This window comes from Streptomyces sp. NPDC094147 (genome assembly GCF_044764265.1).
Lineage (GTDB): Bacteria > Actinomycetota > Actinomycetes > Streptomycetales > Streptomycetaceae > Streptomyces.
Genome location: NZ_JBIWHT010000001.1, coordinates 346,101 through 362,915 on the forward strand (window position 1 = coordinate 346,101; position 16,815 = coordinate 362,915).

Annotated in this window: 16 protein-coding genes and 1 riboswitch; of the genes, 10 read left to right on the forward strand and 6 right to left on the reverse strand. The window is 72.3% G+C overall.

The genetic code is table 11. The annotated features are described in order from the left end of the window. The first annotated feature begins 112 nt into the window (after nucleotides 1–112). The 5 genes from ACIQ8J_RS01595 (at nucleotide 113) to ACIQ8J_RS01615 (ending at nucleotide 6,042) form a co-directional block, all read left to right on the forward strand. Nucleotides 113–892 (forward strand): ATP-binding cassette domain-containing protein, encoded by a 780-nt coding sequence (locus tag ACIQ8J_RS01595; RefSeq protein WP_403263708.1) that lies wholly within the window; start codon nucleotides 113–115, stop codon nucleotides 890–892. Continuing rightward, complete coding sequence (locus ACIQ8J_RS01600; RefSeq protein WP_403263710.1) at nucleotides 864–2,948, forward strand: YhgE/Pip family protein; 2,085 nt, start codon at nucleotides 864–866, stop codon at nucleotides 2,946–2,948. Before ACIQ8J_RS01595 ends, ACIQ8J_RS01600 begins: the two co-directional genes overlap by 29 nt. 11 nt (nucleotides 2,949–2,959) lie before the next feature. Then, a complete protein-coding gene (locus tag ACIQ8J_RS01605; RefSeq protein ID WP_329465629.1) occupies nucleotides 2,960–3,568 on the forward strand; it encodes a TetR/AcrR family transcriptional regulator in 609 nt (202 codons plus the stop codon). Between the two features lie 313 nt (nucleotides 3,569–3,881). Continuing rightward, the gene (locus tag ACIQ8J_RS01610) at nucleotides 3,882–4,499 is read left to right on the forward strand and encodes a DUF4126 domain-containing protein (protein ID WP_403263712.1); all 618 of its coding nucleotides are present in this window, start codon (nucleotides 3,882–3,884) and stop codon (nucleotides 4,497–4,499) included. 31 nt (nucleotides 4,500–4,530) lie between these two features. Continuing rightward, a complete protein-coding gene (locus ACIQ8J_RS01615) occupies nucleotides 4,531–6,042 on the forward strand; it encodes a phytoene desaturase family protein (RefSeq protein WP_403263714.1) in 1,512 nt (503 codons plus the stop codon). Between the two features lie 43 nt (nucleotides 6,043–6,085). Here ACIQ8J_RS01615 and ACIQ8J_RS01620 read toward each other — a convergent pair whose 3' ends face one another. From ACIQ8J_RS01620 to ACIQ8J_RS01640, 5 genes are all read right to left on the reverse strand, one after another. Further along, nucleotides 6,086–6,952 carry a hypothetical protein gene (locus tag ACIQ8J_RS01620; RefSeq protein WP_403607727.1) on the reverse strand — a complete coding sequence of 289 codons (867 nt, stop codon included), beginning with the start codon at nucleotides 6,950–6,952 and terminating at the stop codon, nucleotides 6,086–6,088. Between the two features lie 60 nt (nucleotides 6,953–7,012). Continuing rightward, a complete protein-coding gene (gene metF, locus ACIQ8J_RS01625) occupies nucleotides 7,013–7,930 on the reverse strand; it encodes a methylenetetrahydrofolate reductase [NAD(P)H] (RefSeq protein WP_403263718.1) in 918 nt (305 codons plus the stop codon). A gap of 150 nt (nucleotides 7,931–8,080) precedes the next feature. Further along, nucleotides 8,081–8,731, reverse strand: a complete 651-nt coding sequence (gene thiE / locus ACIQ8J_RS01630) for a thiamine phosphate synthase (RefSeq protein WP_403263719.1) — start codon at nucleotides 8,729–8,731, stop codon at nucleotides 8,081–8,083. Nucleotides 8,732–8,839: 108 nt separating this feature from the next. After that, nucleotides 8,840–9,205: an Rv2175c family DNA-binding protein gene (locus ACIQ8J_RS01635; protein ID WP_399049831.1), complete on the reverse strand. Its 366-nt coding sequence runs from the start codon at nucleotides 9,203–9,205 to the stop codon at nucleotides 8,840–8,842. 285 nt (nucleotides 9,206–9,490) lie between these two features. After that, a complete protein-coding gene (locus tag ACIQ8J_RS01640; protein WP_403263722.1) occupies nucleotides 9,491–10,717 on the reverse strand; it encodes an NAD(P)/FAD-dependent oxidoreductase in 1,227 nt (408 codons plus the stop codon). Between the two features lie 118 nt (nucleotides 10,718–10,835). Further along, nucleotides 10,836–10,948, forward strand: a riboswitch (TPP riboswitch). Between ACIQ8J_RS01640 and thiO the strand changes: the two genes are divergently transcribed. From thiO to ACIQ8J_RS01665, 5 genes are all read left to right on the forward strand, one after another. Next, a complete protein-coding gene (gene thiO / locus ACIQ8J_RS01645; protein WP_403263724.1) occupies nucleotides 10,946–12,127 on the forward strand; it encodes a glycine oxidase ThiO in 1,182 nt (393 codons plus the stop codon). (Overlaps the previous riboswitch by 3 nt.) Then, nucleotides 12,124–12,324 carry a sulfur carrier protein ThiS gene (gene thiS, locus ACIQ8J_RS01650; protein WP_403263725.1) on the forward strand — a complete coding sequence of 67 codons (201 nt, stop codon included), beginning with the start codon at nucleotides 12,124–12,126 and terminating at the stop codon, nucleotides 12,322–12,324. The genes thiO and thiS overlap by 4 nt, the downstream gene beginning before the upstream one ends. A 6-nt stretch (nucleotides 12,325–12,330) precedes the next feature. Then, nucleotides 12,331–13,125, forward strand: a complete 795-nt coding sequence (locus ACIQ8J_RS01655; protein WP_403263727.1) for a thiazole synthase — start codon at nucleotides 12,331–12,333, stop codon at nucleotides 13,123–13,125. An 87-nt stretch (nucleotides 13,126–13,212) separates the two neighbouring features. After that, nucleotides 13,213–15,189, forward strand: coding sequence for a Stk1 family PASTA domain-containing Ser/Thr kinase (gene pknB / locus ACIQ8J_RS01660; protein WP_403263729.1), 1,977 nt, complete (start codon nucleotides 13,213–13,215; stop codon nucleotides 15,187–15,189). An 11-nt stretch (nucleotides 15,190–15,200) separates the two neighbouring features. Beyond that, nucleotides 15,201–16,052, forward strand: coding sequence for a deoxyribonuclease IV (locus ACIQ8J_RS01665; RefSeq protein WP_403263730.1), 852 nt, complete (start codon nucleotides 15,201–15,203; stop codon nucleotides 16,050–16,052). Nucleotides 16,053–16,061: 9 nt separating this feature from the next. Here ACIQ8J_RS01665 and ACIQ8J_RS01670 read toward each other — a convergent pair whose 3' ends face one another. Beyond that, on the reverse strand, nucleotides 16,062–16,694 hold the full coding sequence (locus ACIQ8J_RS01670; RefSeq protein ID WP_403263732.1) for a sulfite oxidase-like oxidoreductase: 633 nt from the start codon (nucleotides 16,692–16,694) through the stop codon (nucleotides 16,062–16,064). Between the last annotated feature and the right edge of the window lie 121 nt (nucleotides 16,695–16,815).

The window sequence follows — 16,815 nt, forward strand, 5'->3', positions numbered from 1 at the left end:
GACATGCTGCTTTGCCTCGCATACAGGTTCGGGCTAATCTTTTGTACTGACCAGTCAGTTCAAAAGTGGGGCCGGGGTTCCGGCCCGGGGGACGCGCAGAGCAGGGGGGAATGTGGACAGCCCGCATGCGGACGCGACCGGCGCGGCGATACGCGCCGAGGGCTTCGGCCTCAAGGGGCCGCGAGGCTGGGCCTTTCGGGGGGTCGGCATCGACGCGGCGCCCGGCTCGCTCGTCGCCGTCGCGGGACCGTCCGGCTCCGGCCGGACCGCCCTGCTGCTCGCGCTCACCGGCCGGATGAAGCCGGCCGAGGGCCGGGCCGAGATCGGCGGGCTCCCGCTGCCCCGGAAGATGGCGGCGGTACGGCGGATCAGCGCGCTGGGCCATGTGCCCGGGGTCAGCGAACTCGACCCGGCGTTCACCGTCGCCGAGCACCTGCGCGAGCGGGTGATGCTGCAGCGCCGCTACGACGGTTCGGTGCGGGCGCTGCTGCGCTCCCCCGCCGAGCGCCGCTCCGAGGCGCGGGCCCGGATCGCCGACGCGCTGGCCGCGGCCGGGCTCGACCTCGCCTCGCTGCCCAAGCGCGAGCACACCTCCGTACGCGACCTGGAGCGGCTTGAGGCACTGCGGCTCTCGGTGGCGCTCGCGCTGATCGGGCGGCCGCTGCTGCTGGCCGTCGACGACACCGACCTGAAGCTGTCGGACGCCGAGCGCACCGCCGCCTGGGCGCTGCTGCGCTCGGTCGCCGACACGGGCACCACCGTGCTCGCGGTGTGCAGCCAGGCGCCCGCCGAGGCCGACATCACCGTACGGACGACAGAGGCGGCCGCCGAGGACGGGGCCACGAACGAGGAGGGGGCGGCCGATGCGTTCGCCACGACTGGCAGCGCTTGAGCTGAAGCGGTTCGGCAGGGGGAAGCTGCCGCGGGCCGCGCTGGTCGCGCTGCTCCTGCTGCCGCTGCTGTACGGCGCGCTCTATCTGTGCTCGTTCTGGGACCCCTACAGCCGTCTCGACCGGATCCCGGTGGCGCTGGTCAACGAGGACAAGGGGGCGAGCGCCGCCGGGCAGCAGCTCCGCGCGGGCGACGAGATCAGCAAGAAGCTGCTGGCCAGCAGGACCTTCGAGTGGCACGAGGTCAGTGCCGCCGAGGCGGGCAAGGGCCTTGAGAAGGGCACGTACTACCTGTCGTTGACGATGCCCGCCGACTTCAGCAAGAGGATCGCGTCCAGCTCCGGGGACTCCCCCGAGACGGGCGCGCTCCAGGTGCGGACCAACGACGCGAACAACTACATCGTCGGCTCGATCTCCCGGACGGTGTTCTCCGAGGTGCGCGCCGCCGCCTCCACCAAGGCGTCGCGGTCGTTCCTCGACAAGATCTTCATCTCGTTCGCCGATCTCCACGACGCGACCGAGAAGGCCGCCAAGGGTGCGGGCGACCTGGAGGACGGGCTCGGCAAGGCCAAGGACGGCTCCAAGAGCCTGGCCGACGGGCTCAAGGACGCCAAGGACGGCAGCGGCAAGCTGGCGGGCGGCATCTCGGCGCTCGACACGGGTGCTGGCACCCTCGCGAGCGGCGCCCAGCAGGTCGCCGACGGCACCCAGCGGCTCGCGGACGAGGCCAACGGGGCGGCCGGCCAGGCGCGTCCGTACCTGAAGGACCACGGCAAGACCGTCGGGGACTCGGCGAAGCTCCTGGCGGACTCGATCCAGCCGGTGCGCGACAACCTCGCCGAGATCATCAGGCTGGCCCCCGCCGCCGCGACCGGCACGCGCCAGGCCTCCAAGGACCTCGACGCCCTCTACCAGCAGCTCTGCGTGGACACGGCCACGACGGGACCGGTCTGCCCGAAGCTGAAGGAGGCCAAGAAGGCGATGGCCACCGGCGCGACCCTTACCGACGACGTCAACAACCTCGTCAAGGACCAGGGCGGTGATTTCAAGAAGCTCGACAAGAGCCTCGAAGACCTCCAGACGAAGGCCAGGGACCTGGCCGCGAAGGCACCGGCGCTCTCCGGCGACCTGGAGACGAAGATCGCCGACATCAACAAGCTCAACAAGGGCGCGCACGACGTCGCCAAGGGCGCGGCCGACATCCACGCCGGTCTGGGCAGCGCCAAGACGGGTTCCACCGACCTCGACTCGGGCGTCGGCAAGCTGAAGAAGGGCGCGGGCGCCCTGGACGGCGGGATCCTGAAGCTCTCCGACGGCTCCGTCCAGCTGGCGACCGGCCTGCACGACGGCGTCGGGCAGATCCCCGACTACGACAAGCAGGCCCGTGACCAGCGCACCGACGTGATGTCCGACCCGGTCAAGCTGGCCTCGCAGGCGCTGCACAAGGCCCCCAACTACGGCACCGGATTCGCCCCCTACTTCATCCCGCTCTCCCTGTGGGTGGGCGCGATGGTCGCGTACATGCTGATCCAGCCGCTCAACCGGCGGGCGCTGGCGGCCGGCGCCTCGGCCTGGCGGATCGCGTTCGCGGGCTGGCTGCCGGTGGCGGCCGTCGGGGTGCTCCAGATCGCCGCGCTGATGTCGGTCCTGCACTTCGGGCTCGGGCTCGAAATGCAGCGCACCGCCGGGACGCTCGGCTATCTGGCCCTGACCTCCTGCTGCTTCGCGGCGATCGTTCAGTGGCTGAACGCCAAGTTCGGGGCGGCCGGACGCATCCTGGTGCTCGCCGTCCTGATGCTCCAGCTGACGTCGGCGGGCGGCACCTATCCCGTCCAGACGAGCCCGGCCTTCTTCAACGCCATCCACCCCTACCTGCCGATGAGTTACGTGGTCGACGGGCTGCGCAGGCTGATCACCGGCGGCGACCTGGGAGTGGTCTGGCAGGGCTGCGCCGTCCTGGTGGCGTTCACCGCGGGCGCCCTCGCGCTGACCGCGCTCTCCGCCCGGCAGAAGCAGGTGTGGTCCCTGGACCGGCTGCACCCCGAGCTGAGCCTGTGAGAATCGACGCCATGGACAGCAGCAGCACCAGACGGCAGGCGACCCGGCAGAAGCTCTACGAAGCCGCCGTGACGCTGATCGCCGAGCAGGGGTTCTCGGCCACCACCGTGGACGAGATCGCGGAGCGGGCCGGCGTCGCCAAGGGGACGGTCTACTACAACTTCAAGAGCAAGACCGAGCTCTTCGAGGAGCTGCTGCGGCACGGCGTGGGTCTGCTGACCGCGTCTTTGCAGGCGGCGGCGGACGAAACCGCCGAGCGGGGTGGCACCAAGGTCGAGGCCCTCGACGCGATGATCCGGGCCGGTCTCGGCTTCATCCACCGCTATCCGGCCTTCACCCAGCTGTACGTCGCCGAGCTGTGGCGCACCAACCGCGCCTGGCAGTCGACCCTCCTGGTGGTGCGCCGGGAGGCGGTGGCCGTGGTCGAGACGGTGCTGCGGGACGCGGTGGCGGCGGGTGAGCTGAGCGAGGAGATCGACATTCCGCTGACGGCGGCCGCGCTGGTCGGGATGGTCCTGGTGGCCGCGCTCGACTGGCAGGCCTTCCAGAGCGAGCGCTCCCTCGACGATGTCCACGCGGCACTGTCAAGGCTGCTGCACGGGCGGGTCAGCGGACGCTAGCGCGTACCGCGAACGCTGTACGGAACGACAAAAGTGCGCCGGGCCGGTGCGGTTCGATCCCCCAGAACCGCACCGGCCCGGCGCTTCCCCCGTACGCTCCCCCCGTACCTCCTCACGTCCGGGGAGCCGCGCCGGTTCCGCCGCCCCGTGCCGGCGGTGCCCGCGCCGCGCCCCTTCCGTGGCCTCCACTCTCCCGTCCGCGCAGGTGGGAACCCATCCGCGCACCTACTCATCTCGCCTTCTAGGTACGGATACTCAGACGTCCGCGCTCAACCTCAGCGGGAAGCGGCCGGGGCTGGTTACGATCATGCCCGTGTCCGTACTCCCCCTCGTGTTCACCAGCGGCTGGGCAAGCGGGGTCAACGCGTACGCGGTGGTCCTGCTGCTCGGCATTTTCGGCGCCACCGGTCTCACCGACGACGTGCCCGGAGCGCTCCAGCGGCCCGATGTCCTGATCGTCGCCGGCGTCCTGTTCCTCTGCGAGGCGGTCGCGGACAAGATCCCGTACGTCGACTCGGTCTGGGACTCCGTGCACACGGTCATCCGGCCGGTCGCCGGCGCCGTGGTCGGGGCGCTGCTCGCCGGGCAGAACGGTTCGCTGCCGGACCTGGCGGCGGGCGCAGTGGGCGGCTCGACCGCGCTGCTGAGCCATCTGGTGAAGGCCGGGACGCGGATGGCGGTGAACACCTCGCCCGAGCCGTTCAGCAACATCGCGCTGAGCACGGCGGAGGACCTGGGCGTCGCCGGGATCATAGTCTTCGCGATCTTCCACCCGCTCGCGGCGGCCGTGATCGCGGGCACGCTGCTGGCACTTGGCCTCGTGATACTGGTCGTGCTGTGGCGGAAGATCCGCCGTTTCCGGCGGCGCAGGGCGCAGCGCCGGGAGGAGAAGCGGCTGGCCGCGGCGGGGGTCCACCAGCCACCGGAGTGAGTTGTCAGTGGCGGCGGTTAAGGTCGCAGACATGGCACGGATTGCGGTGATCGGCGCCGGTGCGGGCGCCATGGCGGCTGCTGCCCGGCTGGCCGTGGCAGGCCACCGGGTGACGGTGTACGAGCGCTCGTCGACGTACGGCGGCGCGCTGGGACGGTTCGAGCGGGACGGGTTCGTCTTCGACACCGGCCCCGGTCTGCTGCGGCTGCCCGCGGTCTACCGCGACCTGTTCGTGAAGACCGGCAAGGAGCCGCTGGAGAGCTGCGTGGAGCTCGCCCCGGTGGACCCGGCCTCGCGCCACCTCTTCGCCGACGGTACGGAGGTGTCGCTGCCCAACGCCTCGCGCGCGGGCGTGGTTTCGGCGCTGGACGCGGCTCTGGGGGCGGGCGCGGGCGAGCGCTGGGGCGAGTTCCTGGGGCGGGCCAGGGAGGCCTGGGACCGCACGCGCCGGCCGCTCCTGGAGGAGCCGCTGTGGCCCGACTGGCAGGTGCTCGCCCGCGATCCCTACCCGGCGCCGAAGCAGCGCAGGCTGCTCCGTCCGCCCCGGCAGGCGGCCACGCTCGGCGAGGTCGCCGCGTGGGAGCTGGGCGGGGGCCGGCTCGGCGCGCTCCTGGAGAGCTACGCCCTGGAGTACGGCCTGGATCCGCGCACGGCCCCGGCGTCCGCGGCCGTGCTGCCGTACATGGAGCAGACCTTCGGCAGTTGGTACGTCCGCGGCGGCATGCGCGAGCTGGCGCGCGCGGTGTACGAACGCTGTGCCGCCAGGAAGGTCGGGTTCGTCTTCGGCGCCGAGGTGCGGGGGGTACGGGAGAAGGACGGCCGGGCCGCTGGTCTTGAGCTCGCCGACGGCACCGTGGTGGAGGCCGATCACGTGGTGTGCGGGGTGGATCCCCGGGCCCTCGAACCGATGCTGCCCGGCCGGGAGTTGTGGGGATCCGGGCGGGTGCGGCCCTCCGCCGAGGGCGTGCCGAGCCGTTTCTCGGTGCTGCTGGCACTGCGCGGCGGGCGCCCGGGTGACGCCGTGCACCGCACGGTGGTCCACTCCCCCGACGCCACGGCCGAGGCCCGCGCGGCCTTCGCGGGCCCGCACACCGAGCCCCCCACCGTCACGGTTCTGCGCCCCGACGATCCGACGGTGCGGCCCGACGACGACCACGAGGCGGTGACGCTCACGGCGACGGTCGCACCGCACGGGCCGGTCGACTGGAGCGACGACACCCTGGTCCGGCGGTACACGGACGATCTGATCGCGGCCGCCGTACGGGCCGTGCCCGATCTGCGGGAGCGGCTGCTGTGGCACGAGGCGCGCACGCCGGTGCACATGGCGCGGGCGTCCGGCGCCCGGGGCGGTTCGGTGCCCGCGCCCTCACTGGCCGGGGCCGGGGCCGGATTCCTGCACCCGTCCAACACCACCGCTCTGCCGGGGCTCCATCTGGCGGGCGGCTGGGCGCATCCCGGCGGCGGGCTCGCGCATTGCGGGATGTCGGGCGCGCTGGTGGCCGGGCTGATCGTGGAGGGGGAGGACTTCCGGGGCTCGCAGTGATTCCCGGTCCGAACCCCGTTCCCAGCCTCGGCCCCGGGCACGGTCAGTAGCGGTACGGCTGCTGCTCGGGGTGGTGGGGCAGGTCCGGGTGGTTCGGGTCGTACGGGGCGTACGGCTGCTGGACCTGCTGCTGCTGCTCGTACGGGGCGTACATCTGCTCCCCGTCGCGCTGCTGGGGCACCCACACCCCGCCGGGCGGGGTGTCCGTCCCGTACTGCGCGGTGAGCGGGTCCGGATAGTGCTGCTGCTGGCCGCCGAAACTGTCGTAGCCGCTGTACGTGCCGTAGGCCTGGCCGCCGTTGCCGATGTACGGGTCGGAGTAGGCGGCGTACTGCTGCTGCCCGGCGCCCGTGTCGTACTGCGGGGCGTAGGGATCGGCGTACGGCTGCTGCGGGTCGTACGCGCCGTACTGGGGCTGCGCCTCGGGCTGCGGCGCTGGGCTGTAGACGCCGTACTGACCGGTGTCGTCGGGCAGCGGCTGCGGCTCGTACACCGACTCGGCGTGATCGGCATGATCGGCGTGCAGGGTCTCGCCGTTCGCATCCGTGGAACCGGCCGCGGCGGTGTCCCCGTACTGCAGGTCGGAGACTTCCAGGACCGGTTCGGGCGCGGGGGCGGACTTCCGGCCCGACCTGCGGCGGCGGCTCGCGCCCGGCCTGCCGCCGAGCGCCCAGCCGGTGGAGAAGCCGCGCCGGAAGGAGAGGGTGACGTACACCTGGCCGACGGCGAAGGCGATCGCACCCAGGATGATCACGAAGACCGACGGGATCAGGACACCGATCACCACACCGAGGAATCCGGTGAAGGCCAGCAGCCGCCAGCGCAGCCTTGCCTTGTACTGCAGCAGCACCTCACCGAGCAGCCACAGCGCGACGATTCCGAACGCGATGTAGAGGACCGTCCAGCCCATGTACGTCCCTCTTCTCCTGTCCCGGGTGCGGCCGTCCCCCGACCCGGAACCGCTTACCGGCTACGCCCGCTGGTGCAGACCGAGATTCTCGTAGATTTCGAGCGTCGCCGTGGAGTTGTTGAGGGTAATGAAGTGCAACCCGGGTACGCCATCGGCGAGCAGCCGCGAACAGAACTCCGTGGCGAACTCGATTCCAATGGAGCGTACAGCGGCCGGATCGTCCTTGACTGCCAGCATCCGGTCCCGGAGGGTCTCCGGGAAGACGGCGGTGCTGAGTTGGGGCAGTCGTTCCAGCTGCTTCACGCTGGTCACGGGCATGACCTCGGGGATGATCGGGGTCTCGCAGCCGGCCGCCGAGACCCGGTCGCGCAAGCGCAAATAGTTCTCGGGCTCGAAGAACATCTGGGTGATGGCGTAGTCGGCGCCCGCGCGGCACTTGTCCACGAAGTGCCGGATGTCGGAATCCCAGTCCTGTGACCGCGGATGCATCTCGGGGAAGGCCGCGACGCCGACGCAGAAGTCTCCGGACTCCCGGATGAGCGCGACGAGTTCGGCCGCGTACGTCACGCCCTGGGGGTGCTTGACCCACTCGCCCATCGGGTCGCCCTTGGGGTCGCCGCGCACCGCGAGGATGTTGCGGATCCCGGCGTCGGCGTACTGGCCGACGGTGTGGCGCAGTTCGGCCACCGAGTGCCCGACGGCGGTGAGGTGGGCGACCGGGGTGAGGGTGGTGTCCTCGGTGATCTGCTGGGTGGCCTCGACGGTGCCGGTGCGGGTGGAGCCGCCGGCGCCGTACGTCACGGAGACGAAGTCGGGGGCGACCGCTTCTACCCGGCGCAGCGCGTTCCAGAGGTTCCGCTCACCCTTCTCGGTCTTGGGCGCGTAGAACTCGAAGGAGTACATGGTCTCGCCGGTCGCGAGCATGTCGCGCACGGTTCGTGCGCGATCCGTCCTGGTGGAAGCTGTGCCAAGGGCCATACTCGCAGGTTAGCCAGGGGTGTCCGGTCCCCCAACAGGACCGGGGTAATTTGTCCAGATTGTCGGATTCTTGTCCACCCCTCGGACAGCGCTCGGACATCCGGCCCCATCCCGGGGTGCCGCCGGTCCGGCCCGGTGCGGCGGACCGGGCTAGCCGAGCCGCTCCCTGACCCGCTTGGCGAGGTCGGCGGCGGCCGCGGCGGGGTCGTCGGCCTCGGTGATCGCCCGTACGACCACGACCCGGTCGGCGCCCGCGTCCAGGACCTCGTCCAGGTTGCCCGCGTCGATGCCGCCGATCGCGAACCAGGGCCGGTCGGTACCGAGCGAGGCGGTGTGACGCACCAGGTCCAGGCCCGGCGCGTGGCGGCCCGGCTTGGTCGGGGTGGGCCAGCACGGGCCCGTGCAGAAGTAGTCCACGCCCGGCTCGGCGGCGGCCGCGGCGGCCTCCGACTCGGCGTGGGTGGACCGGCCGATCAGCACCCGCTCGCCCAGGATGGCCCGCGCGGCGGGCACCGGCAGATCGCCCTGGCCCAGGTGCAGCACGTCCGCACCGATGGCGTGCGCCACATCGGCCCGGTCGTTCACCGAGAGCAGCTTGCCGTGCCGTCGGCAGGCGTCCGCGAAGACGGCCAGATGGTCCAGCTCCTCGGCGGCCTCCATGCCCTTGTCCCGCAGCTGCACGATGTCCACGCCGGACGCCAGCACGGCGTCCAGGAACTCGGGCAGGTCGCCCTGGCGCTTGCGCGCGTCCACGCACAGGTAGAGCCGGGCGTCGGCGAGCTGCTCACGGGCCGTGGGCATGGAAGTCCCCCGTTGTGTTCGTGTTCGGCCGCGCCGAGGTGCACGGGCCGGTTCGGAACCGGACCGTACACCGCGGCCTGTCGAGGCTGGTCGGTGGGCTCGTTCAGATCAAAGGGCGAGCGCCTGGGCGCGGCGCTTCACCTCCGTGCCGCGATTCTCGCTGAGGGCCTGCGCGGGGGTGCCGGGCAGCGTCGGGTCCGGAGTGAAGAGCCACTCCAGCATTTCTTCGTCGGAGAAGCCGTCGTCCCGCAGCAGGGTCAGGGTGCCGGCGAGCCCCTTGACCACCTTGTCGGTGTCGATGAAGGCGGCCGGCACCTGGAGCGCACGGTTCTCACCGCGGCGTACGGCAATGAGCTGGCCCTCCTTGACCAGCTGCCGTACGCGCGTCACCTCCACGTCCAGCATCTCCGCGATGTCGGGGAGGTAGAGCCAGGCGGGGACGAGAGCATCAATCTTTGCGTCAATCTCGGTCACGGTCCAAGCGTGCCACCTCCCACTGACAGTCGGTACCCGGGTGGTCCCGTCCGGCTACCCGGGGGCCGCGCCCACGGCCCCCGCCGTTTCCCGTCCGTCCGCCTTCGCCCGCGGGCCGCGCGCCGGGGGCTCCCCCCCAGACCCCCGCTCCTCGAACTCCCCCAAGGACCAAAGGTCCAGGGGGGACCCCCATGAGGGGCTGGTTTTTTGCTGACCAGCAGCGCCGCAGAGGCTGATTTTTTTGCCGGCCGGTACTCCAGCCGGGACCGACTCGCGCGACACCCCTCAGCCCACCCGCACCGCCGACTTCAGTGGCACCGACGGGTCCGCCACCCTCTCGCGGTCGAGGGGGGTCGCCGACTCGATCAGCTTGCGGCCCTGGGCCAGGTCCCGGGGGCGGCCCACCGCCAGGACGGCCACCAGCGCCTCGTCGCGGAGCCAGCAGACGGACCAGGGGGCCGTCGTCGGGTCGCCGCGCCAGACCAGCTCGTCGGCGTCGGTGTGGTGGCCCGCGTACTGGACGAAGCGGCCGAACTGCTCGGACCAGAAGTACGGGACCGGGTCGTAGTCGGCGGCCGCCTCGCCCGCGATGTCGGCGGCGACGGTGCGCGGGCCCTGCAGCGCGTTGTCCCAGTGGTGGACGAGCAATCGCTCGCCGAAACGGGCCGAGGGGAACGAGGCGCAGTCGCCGACCGCGTACACGTCGGGGAGCGAGGTGCGCAGCCGGGCGTCCGCGGTGATCGCTCCCTCGGGGCCGAGCGCGATGTCCGAGCCGGCCAGCCAGCCGGTCGCGGGGCGGGCGCCGATGCCGATGACCACGGCGTCGGCCTCCAGCCTGCGGCCGTCGGCGAGCAGCACCTCGCCCGGCACGACCGCCTGGACCCGGGCGCCGGTGAGGAGTTCGGCGCCGGACTCGGCGTACCAGGTGGCCATGGGGGCGGCGACCTCGGCGGGGAGCACCCCGGCCAGCGGGCGGTCGGCGGCCTCGACCACGGTGACCGCGCAGCCCGCCTCGCGTGCGGCGGTGGCGAACTCCGCGCCGATCCACCCGGCTCCCACGACCACGATCCGGTGCCGCTGGTCGAGGACCGGGCGCAGCCGCCGCGCGTCGTCCAGCGTGCGCAGCAGGTGGACGCCGGGGACGCCCGCGCTGCCGGGCAGCGTGAGGGGTTCGGCGCCGGTGGCGATGACCAGGGTGTCGTACGCGACCTCGCCCCCTTCCGTCACCACCCGGTGCTCGGCGGGGCGCACCCCGGTCACTTCGAGGCCGAGGCGCAGCTCCACGTCGAGTGCCTCGAAGTCCACCTCGAAGGCCGAGCCCTCGGCCTTGCCGAGCAGCACCGCCTTGGAGAGCGGGGGCCGGTCGTAGGGCTGGTGGGGTTCGGCGCCGATGAGGGTGATGGCTCCGGCGAAGCCCTGTTCGCGCAGGGCCACCGCGGTCTGCACGCCGGCCATGCCCGCGCCGACGACGACCACGTGCCGCGCTTCGGAATGCGTCTGCTGTTCGCTCACCCGATCACCATAAGCATCTGACGTTTCGTCAGGTAAGGGGTCCCGTCATCGCACACGCTCCTCCACCACCCCGACGCTCCCTACTGCGGATTGGGGGCTAGGGCTATGGTGGCAGGAGTAAAGCACTCGCGGGAGCCCGGACGCACCGGGCTGAGAGGGAGGCTGGGCGGCCTCCGACCGTACGAACCTGATCCGGGTCATGCCGGCGAAGGGAGGGGCTGGACGCCCATGCGTTCTTCTCGAAGCGGATCCCCCGAAGGGTCCGACGTCCTCGTGGTCGGGGGCGGCATCATCGGGCTCGTCACCGCCTGGCGGGCCGCCCAGCGCGGCCTCGGTGTCGTGCTCGCCGACCCCGAACCGGGCGGCGGGGCCGCCCAGGTCGCGGCCGGGATGCTGGCCGCCGTCACCGAACTGCACTACGGCGAGCAGACCCTGCTCGCCCTCAACGTCGAGTCCGCCCGCCGCTACCCGGCCTTCGCGGCCGAGCTGACCGAGGTCACGGGCCTGGACACCGGCTACCGCGCCTGCGGCACCCTCGCCGTGGCGCTCGACTCCGACGACCGCGCCCACCTGCGGGACCTGCACGCGCTTCAGGTCCGTTCCGGCCTGGAGTCGGAGTGGCTCTCCGGGCGCGACTGCCGCCGCCTGGAACCCATGCTCGCGCCGGGTGTGCGCGGCGGGCTCCGGGTCGACGGCGACCACCAGATCGACCCGCGCAGACTCGCGAAGGCGCTGGTCGCCGCGTGTACGCGGGCCGGGGTGCGGTTCGCGTACGGCTGGGCCGAGCGGCTCTCGGTGGTACGGGACCGGGCCGCCGGCGTCGTCCTGGCGGACGGCACCGCGCTCGTCGCCGACCAGGTCGTGCTCGCCGCGGGCAGCCTCAGCGGCAGGCTGGCGGGCGTACCGAAAGAACTGCTTCCGCCGGTGCGTCCCGTGAAGGGCCAGGTCCTGCGGCTGACCGTGCCGCCCGCGTACGCACCCTTCCTGTCCCGGACCGTGCGGGCGGTGGTGCGGGGCGGCGAGGTCTATCTCGTACCGCGGGAGAACGGCGAACTCGTCGTCGGCGCCACCAGCGAGGAGCTGGGCTGGGACACCACGGTCACCGCGGGCGGGGTCTACGAGCTGCTGCGCGACGCGCACGAGCTGGTGCCGGGGATCACCGAGCTGCCGCTCACCGAGACCCGGGCCGGACTGCGCCCCGCCTCCCCCGACAACGCGCCCCTGCTCGGCCCGACCGCGCTGCCCGGCCTGCACCTCGCCACCGGCCACTACCGCAACGGCGTGCTGCTCACCGCGGTCACCGGCGATGTCATGGCGCACGTCCTGACCACCGGCGAACTGCCCGACGAGGCACGCCCGTTCACCCCCCGACGCTTCACCTGTGCACCTCAGGAGCTGACGACCGCATGACCATCTCCGTCAACGGCGAGCCCCGCGCGCTCGCCTCCGGGACCACCCTCGACGCCCTCGTCGCCACCCTCACCCCGGCCCGCTCCGGTGTCGCCGCCGCCGTCAACGAGGCGGTCGTGCCGCGCAGCGCCTGGCCGACGACCACGCTCGACGACGGCGACCGCGTCGAGGTCCTCACCGCCGTGCAGGGAGGCTGAGCCGCCATGGCCGACGACCCGCTGACCATCGCCGACACCGCCTTCGGCTCACGCCTGATCATGGGCACGGGCGGGGCGCCCAGCCTCGGCACCCTGGAACGCGCGCTCGTCGCGTCCGGCACCGAGCTGACGACGGTGGCGATGCGCCGCCTCGATCCCACCGTGCAGGGCTCGGTCCTGTCCGTACTGGACAAACTGGGCATCCGGGTGCTGCCCAACACCGCGGGCTGCTTCACCGCGGGCGAGGCCGTGCTGACCGCGCGCCTGGCCCGCGAGGCGCTCGGCACCCACTGGGTGAAGCTGGAGGTCGTCGCCGACGAGCGCACCCTGCTCCCCGATCCGATCGAACTGCTCGACGCCGCCGAGGTGTTGGTGGACGACGGGTTCACGGTGCTGCCCTACACCAACGACGACCCGGTGCTCGCCCGCAAGCTGGAGGACGTGGGCTGCGCGGCGATCATGCCGCTCGGCTCGCCCATCGGCTCGGGCCTGGGCATCCGCAATCCGCACAACTTCGAGCTGATCGTGGACCGCGCGGGCGTCCCGGTGATCCTCGACGCGGGCGCGGGCACCGCCTCCGACGTCTCGCTGGCGATGGAGCTCGGCTGCTCCGCGGTGATGCTGGCCTCGGCGGTGACCCGGGCCCAGGAGCCGGTCCTGATGGCGGAGGCGATGCGGCACGCGGTGGAGGCGGGACGGCTCGCCCACCGCGCGGGCCGCATCCCGCGCCGCCACTTCGCCGAGGCGTCCTCCACGATGGCGGGCCGGGCGGCGCTGGACCCCGAACGCCCCGCTTTTTAGCGGATCCGCGTCACAGCTCGGCTTCAGTACGGGCCCGGGTCCGCCCGCGGCGTCCGGGTCCCCGGGCGCCGCTCGTAAACTCTCCCCGTGGACACGACCCTTCATGACCCCCTCGTCGGGCAGGTGCTCGACGGCCGCTACCGCGTCGACGCGCGCATCGCCGCCGGCGGTATGGCCACGGTCTACCGGGCCGTCGACACCCGCCTCGACCGGGTGCTCGCCCTCAAGGTGATGCACCCGGGCCTCGCCGCCGACGCCTCCTTCGTGGAGCGCTTCATCCGCGAGGCGAAGTCGGTCGCCCGGCTCGCGCACCCCAATGTGGTCGGCGTCTTCGACCAGGGCGCGCAGGGCCAGTACGTCTATCTCGCGATGGAGTACGTCGCGGGCTGCACCCTGCGCGATGTGCTGCGCGAGCGCGGCGCGCTCCAGCCGCGCGCGGCCCTCGACATCCTGGAGCCGGTGCTCGCCGCGCTCGGCGCCGCGCACCGGGCCGGTTTCGTGCACCGGGACATGAAGCCGGAGAACGTCCTGATCGGCGACGACGGCCGGGTCAAGGTCGCCGACTTCGGCCTGGTCAGGGCGGTGGATTCGGTCACGAACACCACCGGCTCGATCCTCGGCACGGTCTCCTACCTCGCCCCCGAGCAGATCGAGCACGGCACCTGTGACACCCGCGCCGATGTGTACGCCTGCGGTGTCGTCCTGTACGAGATGCTGACCGGCGCCAAGCCGCACAGCGGGGACACCCCCGCCCAGATCCTGTACGCCCACCTCCACGAGGGCGTGCCCGCGCCGTCCGCGGCCGTGCCGGGCCTCGCCCTGGAGCTGGACGAACTGGTCGCCTCGGCGACCGCCCGCGACCCCGACGTCCGCCCGCACGACGCGGTGGCCCTGCTCGCGCAGACCCGCGCGGCCCGCGCCGCGCTCGGCGACGAGCAGCTGGACGCGGTCCCGCCGGGCGCGCACACCCCGGCCGCGGGCCCCGGTTCCGAGGACCGTACGAGTGTGATCCCGCGGGCCGTGACGACGCCGGCCGGCCCGGCGGCCCGGCCGCTGCCGCCCGAGTCGGCCCGGTCCGAGCCCGTCCACCGCACCAGCCGGCTGATCATGCCGCCGCGCATCGAGGACGAGCCGGAGCCGGCACCCCGCGGGCCGCGCCGGCCCCGCAGGGTCGACAACCGGCGCGGGGTGATCGCCCTGGTGGCCGCGCTCGTCATGATCCTCGGCGTCGGCGCGGGCGTCTGGTACATCAACTCCGGCCAGTTCACCCGCGTTCCGGCCCTCATCGGTCAGAGCGAGGACGCCGCGAAGAAGAAGCTGTCGAACGCCGGGCTCGATGTGAAGAAGGTCGACCGGCAGTTCAGCGACACCGTCGAGCGCGGCCAGGTCATCGGGACCGACCCGGCCACCGGGGCCCGCATCCGCGGCAACGGCTCGGTGACGCTGATCGTTTCGCGCGGCCCGGCGACGGCACAGGTGCCCAAGCTGGACGGGATGCCGCTCGACCAGGCGAAGAGCGAGCTGCAGAAGGCGGGCTTCGCGCCCGGCGACACCACGACCGAGTTCAGCGATTCCGTCGCCCAGGGCTCGGTGATCCGCACCAGCCCGGCGGCGGGCATCAAGCGCCACACGGACACGGCCGTCGCGCTGGTCGTCAGCAAGGGCGCCCCGGTCGATGTGCCGAGTGTCGTCGGCGACACCGTGGACGTGGCCACCTCCGCCCTCCAGGGCGCCGGGCTCAAGGTCGTCGTCGCGCCCGACCAGGTCAACTCGCCGCAGGACGCGGGCAAGGTGGCCGCGCAGTCCGCCGCCGAGCACGCCCAGCTCGCCAAGGGCGACACGGTGACGCTGACCGTCTCCAAGGGCCCCCGGATGATCACCGTGCCCAAGGTGACCGGCGAGAAGGCCGCCGACGCCCAGAAGGCGCTGGAGGGCGCGGGCTTCAAGGTGAAGGTCGACCGCAGCTTCCCGTTCCTCAGCGACGAGGTCTCCGGCCAGTCCGTCAACGGCGGCGCCCAGGCCCCCGAGGGCTCCACGATCACCATCACGACCAAGGGACTGTAGGTAGCCACCCCATGCGCAACCCCATCGGCGGCCACGTCCCCGTGGCCGGCGGCCTCGCCACGACCGGACTCTCCTACGCGCGCGAGATCGGCGCCGAGACGGTGCAGGTCTTCGCCGCCAACCCGCGCGGCTGGGCCACCCCCGTCGGAAACCCGGCCCAGGACGAGCAGTTCAGGGCCGAGTGCGCCGAGGCCTCGATCCCGGCGTACGTCCATGCCCCCTACCTGATCAACTTCGGCTCGCAGACCGAGGAGACCGCGGAGAAGTCGGTGGAGTCGCTGCGGCACTCACTGCGCAGGGGCCGCGAGATCGGCGCGCTCGGCGTGGTCGTGCACACCGGCTCGGCCACCGGCGGCCGGCCGCGCGCCGAGGCACTGGCGCAGGTCCGCACCCATCTGCTGCCGCTGCTCGACGAACTGACCCACGACGACGACCCGTTCCTGCTCCTGGAGTCGACCGCCGGGCAGGGCTTCTCGCTGTGCTCGCGCACCTGGGACTTCGGCCCGTACTTCGAGGCCCTGGACTCCCACCCCAAGCTGGGCGTCTGCCTGGACACCTGCCACATCTACGCGGCCGGGCACGATCTCGCGGGGCCGGACGGGATGAAGCAGACCCTGGACCTCCTGGTGGAGACCGTGGGCGAGGGCCGGCTGAAGCTGATCCACGCCAATGACTCCAAGGATGTGGTCGGCGCGCACAAGGACCGCCACGAGAACATCGGCGCCGGGCACATCGGCGCCGAGCCGTTCCGCGAACTGCTCGCCCACCCGTCGACCGAGGGCGTACCGCTGGTCATCGAGACGCCGGGCGGCAAGGAGGGCCACGCCGCGGACGTGGCACGGCTGAAGTCGCTGCGGGCGTAGCCCCGGCGGTCAGAGCTCGGGGCCGTCCCCGGGCTCTTCCTGGTAGGAGTAGCGCTGCTCGCGCCAGGGGTCGCCGATGTTGTGGTAACCCCGCTCCTCCCAGAAGCCCCGGCGGTCCGCGGTCATGTACTCGATGCCGCGGACCCACTTGGGGCCCTTCCAGGCGTAGAGGTGCGGTACGACCAGGCGCAGCGGGAAGCCGTGTTCGGCGGTGAGCAGCTCACCACCGTTGTGGGTGGCGAAGACCGTACGGTCGGAGAGGAAGTCGGCCAGGCGCAGGTTGGAGCTGAAGCCGTACTCGGCCCAGACCATCACATGGGTGACCTCGGGTGCGGGCGGCGCGAGTTCGGCGATCGTGCGGGCCATTACCCCGCCCCATTCGGCTCCCAGCATCGAGAACTTGGTGACGCAGTGGAGGTCGGCGACCACGGTCTCGAACGGCAGCGCCGAGAACTCCTCGTGGTTCCAGCAGTGCTTGTCGCCGTCGGCGGTGGCCCCGAAGACCCGGAACTCCCAGCGCTCCGGCTTGAACTTGGGCACCGGGCCGTAGTGGGTGACCGGCCAGCCGCGCTGGAGCCGCTGCCCCGGTGGAAGCTCCGACTGCGCTGCTTCCTGCCGCTCCCGGCTCTCCGGCTGACCCATGACTCCATGGTGACAGACCTGGAGGGGTGGTGATGACCAGGGACGACCGGAATCGGGCAACTCCTACTAAGCGTGCACTTACTGGACGGTCTCCGATCACGGTGCGAGGATGCGCGGAACC

Excerpts from the sequence above, each read along its gene's own strand:
- ACIQ8J_RS01600 (WP_403263710.1), top strand. The coding sequence starts at position 864 with ATGCGTTCGCCACGACTGGCAGCGCTTGAGCTGAAGCGGTTCGGCAGG.
- ACIQ8J_RS01605 (WP_329465629.1), top strand. The coding sequence starts at position 2,960 with ATGGACAGCAGCAGCACCAGACGGCAGGCGACCCGGCAGAAGCTCTAC.
- ACIQ8J_RS01615 (WP_403263714.1), top strand. The coding sequence starts at position 4,531 with ATGGCACGGATTGCGGTGATCGGCGCCGGTGCGGGCGCCATGGCGGCT.
- ACIQ8J_RS01620 (WP_403607727.1), bottom strand. The coding sequence starts at position 6,952 with ATGGGCTGGACGGTCCTCTACATCGCGTTCGGAATCGTCGCGCTGTGG.
- metF (WP_403263718.1), bottom strand. The coding sequence starts at position 7,930 with ATGGCCCTTGGCACAGCTTCCACCAGGACGGATCGCGCACGAACCGTG.
- thiE (WP_403263719.1), bottom strand. The coding sequence starts at position 8,731 with ATGCCCACGGCCCGTGAGCAGCTCGCCGACGCCCGGCTCTACCTGTGC.
- thiO (WP_403263724.1), top strand. The coding sequence starts at position 10,946 with ATGCGTTCTTCTCGAAGCGGATCCCCCGAAGGGTCCGACGTCCTCGTG.
- thiS (WP_403263725.1), top strand. The coding sequence starts at position 12,124 with ATGACCATCTCCGTCAACGGCGAGCCCCGCGCGCTCGCCTCCGGGACC.
- ACIQ8J_RS01655 (WP_403263727.1), top strand. The coding sequence starts at position 12,331 with ATGGCCGACGACCCGCTGACCATCGCCGACACCGCCTTCGGCTCACGC.
- ACIQ8J_RS01665 (WP_403263730.1), top strand. The coding sequence starts at position 15,201 with ATGCGCAACCCCATCGGCGGCCACGTCCCCGTGGCCGGCGGCCTCGCC.
- ACIQ8J_RS01670 (WP_403263732.1), bottom strand. The coding sequence starts at position 16,694 with ATGGGTCAGCCGGAGAGCCGGGAGCGGCAGGAAGCAGCGCAGTCGGAG.